This is a genomic window from Cardiobacterium sp. (assembly GCF_057314735.1).
On record NZ_DBHKZK010000075.1, the window covers coordinates 1 to 5,357 of the forward strand.

The following is a 5,357-nucleotide window of genomic DNA, read 5'->3' on the forward strand; positions in this document are numbered from 1 at the left end:
TCTATTGAAAAATCTCCCTTCCCTGCAGGGCGAAGCCCGCAGCGGGCGGGTACCCACGCAAAATGCATCCGCATTTTGCGTGGGGCCCGGGGGAGGGCTGGGGAGGGGTGGCAATATTATTGACGAGCTAAAATTCAAGTTTTTCAATGGTTTGCTACCCTCACACCAACCCCTCTCTCTTGCTTCGCAAGCATTGCTTGCGAAGCAAGAGAGAGGGCTTATCCGCCGAATTGCAAACAGCTCCTGGCGAGAGAACACAAACCGCGGTTGGCATCCATCCACAGCAAGCCTCAAAAAAGCACACCAAGCCATTGCTATATTGTGAAAACAGCGTGACAAAACAGCCGCTGCACACACTCCAGATAAAGCATATAAACTCATTAAATACAATAAATTGAACAATATTTTCGTCATATAATCCGCAAGCTGCCTTTTTTAAGCATTCGTATTTGGTCTTGCCTGCTCCTGAAAAAATCGTTACCTTCGCCTACAAGCCATTCAATCAGGGACGACAGCAATGACAGCCCGCAAAAACCACCACCGCGCCACCCGACGCAACGTACAAGCAGCACATCCCAGCAAACACCCCCACGGGCAGGCGCGCCCGTGGGGGTGTTTGGCTATTTTGCGCCCATTGGGAGTATAAAAATGTTCATGATCGCCATCCTGTTCTTTTTGGGACTTTGGGTTTTGGGTACCATCCTTTTCATGGTATTGGGCTGGAAGGCGAAGCGGCATTTTGGGCTGTTTGTCGGTTTTATGCTGCCAATGGGAAACTTTATCGTGTACTGGGCTGTCGAATACTGGATGTTGCAAGCTCGGGTAACGCGCCTGTGCGAAACCCGTGGTGGCACAAAGATATATCTCACCCCGGAAGAATACCGCAAAAAAATTGGTGAAGAAGAATGGAAAAATCTTCATGAAATTGATGAAATAATTCATGTAGGAGATGGCATAGATAGCCTTCTATTCCAGGGAAGGAAATACAAACCAAGAGGATACGACAGTAACCGAATCATCTCTTTTCAGATTAATGGTAGAACGCAAGGTATAGCTGAATCAGACATTATTTATTATGATTACAAAATGCGACAAGTTATTTTTCAAAGAACAGCATTTGGTCTCCGCGCGCCATCTATACTTGACTCTTTAGAGGGACTTAAATTTTGGCTAAATAACATTAAAGACTGTTCCGACAGAGATCTTCCTTACGAGGAGAGATTCAGAATCGATCAATATACCAATATCAAAAGGAGTAAATAATGAGCACTCAATCAAATCGCTTGTTGGCGGATTACTTTAATCTTGCAGAAGCGCCCTATGCAGATTTCATCAATGTAATGTCAATTGTAATTTAACAAGAGAATAAAATGTTCGGTCTCGCTGTCCTGTTCTTTTTCGGAGTTTGGGTTTTGGGTACCATCCTTTTCATGGTATTGGGCTGGAAGGCGAAGCGGCATTTTGGGCTGTTTGTCGGTTTTATGCTGCCAATGGGCAACTTTATCGTGTACTGGGCTGTCGAATACTGGATGTTGCAAGTTCGGGTAACGCGCCTGTGCGAAACCAGCGGCGGCACGAAGGTCTATCTCACCCCGGAAGAATATCGCAAGAGAATAGGTGAAGAAGAATGGAATAATATCCATGAAATAAATAAATTAATTCACGTAGAAGATGGAGTAAGTAATATATCGTTTCAAGGGCGAGAGTATAAGCCACAAGGATACGAAAATAGTCGGATCCGTTCTTTTGATATTAGGAATGAAATAAAAGGAATAACCGAGACAGATGTTATTTATTACGATTACAGAATGCATCAGGTTGTTTTTCAAACAACAACATTCGGTGTTAACGCACCTTCACTAGTTTATTCTTTAGAAGGTCTTAAATTTTGGTTAAATAATATCCAAGATTGTTCCAGAGGGGATCTTTCTTATGAAGATCGATTTAGAGTTTATCAATACAAACCTTAGATAAGGAGCAAGTTATGAGTACTCAATATAATCGCCTTTTAGCTGATTATTTTAATCTTGCAGAGGCATCCTATGCAGATTTTTCTAAAGCTCAGATAGGAACTAAGTATAATGAATATCTTGCAAAAGATGCCATGCTAAATGATAAGGAAAAAAAGTGGCGCAGAACACCGGAATCCTTGGCGGATCTAGTTTTTGATAACTACGAGATAATGGCTCATTGGAAAGATCGTGAAGATGAAAGCAGTTTTTCTGGAACCCTTTTTAAAGGAAAGATGGGAGGGAGTAATCCTGGCAAATATGTTCTTGCTTTAAAGGGAACCAAAGAATTTTATAAAGATTTTCTTAAAACCGATCTCGCAGATATTGCATACGATGGTATAGCACATCACCAAGTTGTAGATCTATATAATTTTTGGCAACAAATAACCTGTATAGGAGAATATGAAGTTGCCAAAATCATTTCAGGAAAAGAACTAGAGGAACTAGAGGAATTGGAGAATTGGGAAAAGGATCATGAAAGAAGTACCTCTAAAGGATATTTTTTAGATAACCTCACTTGGAAGAGAATTGTATTTAGAAACTCTCATGAGATTTTCTCTCCTGATGACGAACGATATGATGGATTAGGTCTATCTATTGATAAAGTTACTGTAACGGGGCATAGCTTGGGAGGGCACTTGTCAGCCGCATTTTCCCGATTGTTTCCTGATGTTACAGATCATGCATATATGATTAATGGTGCAGGCTTTGGTGGCAGGGCTAGTATATTTGAAGGATATACTCTGCAAAATAATATAAATAAAATATTTGATGTCTTGGGCGGTTCGTCAAAATTTGATAAAAATAAAATCACCAATTTTATTGGCGATAAAAATATGGATCTTGTCGCACAAGATTGGTTCATTGGTCTTGAGCAACCAGGAGCTACACCTGAGTTATTCATTGAAAGCGGGGGGCTCGATGGTGATACTTTGGGTCATGGTATGGGGCCGATGGATAATACCATGTCAGCTATGGCGCTGTTTGCACGCCTTGACAGCGAACTCGACAATAAAAATCATGATGATTTTGTTAAAGATTTTAACAAACTATTTGAAGAAGCGGCCGCTACTGGTATGGGTGGAGTAGAAAGTATTGTTAAAAAACTTGCAGTACAATTACTGGGAATAGATCCACCAATTACAAAAGGGTATGGAGAAATTCTTTTCTTTATTATTTCCAAATTGCACGAAAAAATCAAAAAAGAAGGACTTGAGCATTCGCTTACCGTAAAACTTATGTCTTCCTTAAATCAGGATGATATAAAGGAAGTCTATGATCCTGTGAAAGGAATGGGGTACCGCTATGCCTTGAAACATCTATATCCATTTTCATTATCTGGTGATAAACTTTATGATGAAAAAAATGGTCTGTTAAAGGATGAGGTACCAACGTTAAAATTCTTGGATATTAATGACCAATCTACCTATGCAGGTATGACGAAGGAATATATAAAGCACCGCCTTGATATGCTGCAACTTCTGTCAAAAAATGAACACGCTTCAGGCTACGCTTATCAGGATCGAGCCAGTAATATTAGTATCTCTTCCAAGCCTCATGACGCTGATGCTGTTATTTCAAATGTAATATTTGGAACAGATAGCGTGAATGAATTATACGATTGGGCAGGTGATGCTTATATTTTCGCAGGTGGCGGAAAGGATACTCTAAATGGTGGTAAAGGCAGAGACTATCTTGAAGGTGGCCCAGACTTCGATACTTATTATATTGAAGACCACGATACGGTCTTTGATGCCGACGGCAAGGGGGAGCTGCGCTTTGGCAAGGACAAGGCAGAATACTTTATTCCCGAAACACCAAATAGCCAGGATAGCTGGATAAGTAGCGACAGCAATGGTGAGCCAGATGGCAAGTTCCGGGCCGTTCGTGACGGGCAAAATCTGGTGGTCACATCTGTTGCCAATGAAGCCAATAAAGTTACAGTCAAGGATTATTTTAACAGCAGAAATACGCTGGACGGGGCCTTGGATTTGTATGATGTTGCACCAAAACCCGAACCCGAGAAGGCAAAAGAATATACGATTACGCCGAAACGTTATGATGTACATAACGAATATAATCTTGGTCCTGACAGCTATTTGGTGCAAGGCAGCTTCGAAAATGATCTTATCTGGGCAAACAGTGCCTTGCCGGGAAAATCTGGCTATGGCCTGGTAACGCAAACAGGGGCAGGCAATGACATAGTATATGGCAGCCTCTATCCAGACATTATCGAAGGTGGGACAGATACCGATGTGTTATTGGGCAGTGCTCCCAAGACGGCGCTCACCGGGAAACAAAAAATCCTGGATGCTAATCTCATGTCCGGCAATGAAGGAAGAGATTTTATCATGGGCGGCTTTGGCAATGATATTATCCATGCCGGTAATATTAATGAACATCTTCAACTTCAGGAACGCAAGGGACAAGGCGATTGGGTAAATGGTGCGGAAGGCAATGATTCGCTGTATGGCAGTGCGGCTCGGGATATTGTTCAGGGTGGTGCAGGTACGGATACTATCCGGGGTGGCGCAGGGAATGATTTGCTGGTTGGGGACTCCAATGCCATGGTTTATGCCCATATTGACCGTAGTCATGGCGCTTATTTGCCAATTACCCATATACATAGTTATAATTTAAAGGAAAAAAGATGGAATCGTATAGAAGAAGTGCAAATATCCAACCGGCTAATAGATAAGTCCGTAGCATGGAAACTGGAAATTGATCGTGACAAGCAGGATTATTTTATCACCCGCGATTATCATGACTGGGAAAACAATGCTTCACTGGTTGCAGAAGAAGAGGGCGCAGGAGACGACATTGAAGGGGGAACCGGTGATGATATGTTAATCGGTCAGCGCGGTGATGATGTTCTTGATGGCCAAGGCGGTAATGATATTGTTTTTGGTGATGACAACCGTGATAAAAGCATCGTTGGCAACGATCACCTTCGCGGCGGCTCTGGCAGCGATACGCTCATTGGTGGCAAAGGGGCAGACAGTTATTATTTCTTCCGTGAGGAGTTGCAACCGGAAGAGGGAAAACCGGCGCCAACCGATATTGTTATTGATGACGGTCGCGGGGACGGCAATAAAATGGATGAAATATTCCTGGATGCTTTCTCCATCTCCTCGCTTAAATGGAATTATGACAAGGAACGCAAAATATGGTCTGACGATGAGAACGGCTGGCAAATAACCAAAAAGGGCAGTGAACTGAATATTACCCATAAGGATTATCCCGGTGTTATTCGCGTACTGGATTATGCTTATGGCGATTATGAGTTGCCGCTTTCGGAAAGAAAGAATGGACCTTTCCCTGATCCTGAACCCGCTGAACCCGTTC

Annotated in this window: 4 protein-coding genes; all 4 read left to right on the forward strand. The window is 42.5% G+C overall.

Annotated features, from left to right (window positions below; all coding sequences use genetic code 11):
• The coding region (locus ACO54Z_RS11070; RefSeq protein ID WP_485997061.1) for a hypothetical protein at positions 1-325 on the forward strand (325 nt) is incomplete at its 5' end.
• 329 nt (positions 326-654) lie between these two features.
• Positions 655-1,263: a hypothetical protein gene (locus ACO54Z_RS11075; RefSeq protein ID WP_485997062.1), complete on the forward strand. Its 609-nt coding sequence runs from the start codon at positions 655-657 to the stop codon at positions 1,261-1,263.
• Between the two features lie 107 nt (positions 1,264-1,370).
• Positions 1,371-1,970, forward strand: coding sequence for a hypothetical protein (locus ACO54Z_RS11080; protein ID WP_485997063.1), 600 nt, complete (start codon positions 1,371-1,373; stop codon positions 1,968-1,970).
• Between the two features lie 14 nt (positions 1,971-1,984).
• Positions 1,985-5,357, forward strand: a 3,373-nt coding sequence (locus ACO54Z_RS11085; RefSeq protein ID WP_485997064.1) for a calcium-binding protein, incomplete at its 3' end; no start/stop codon positions are given.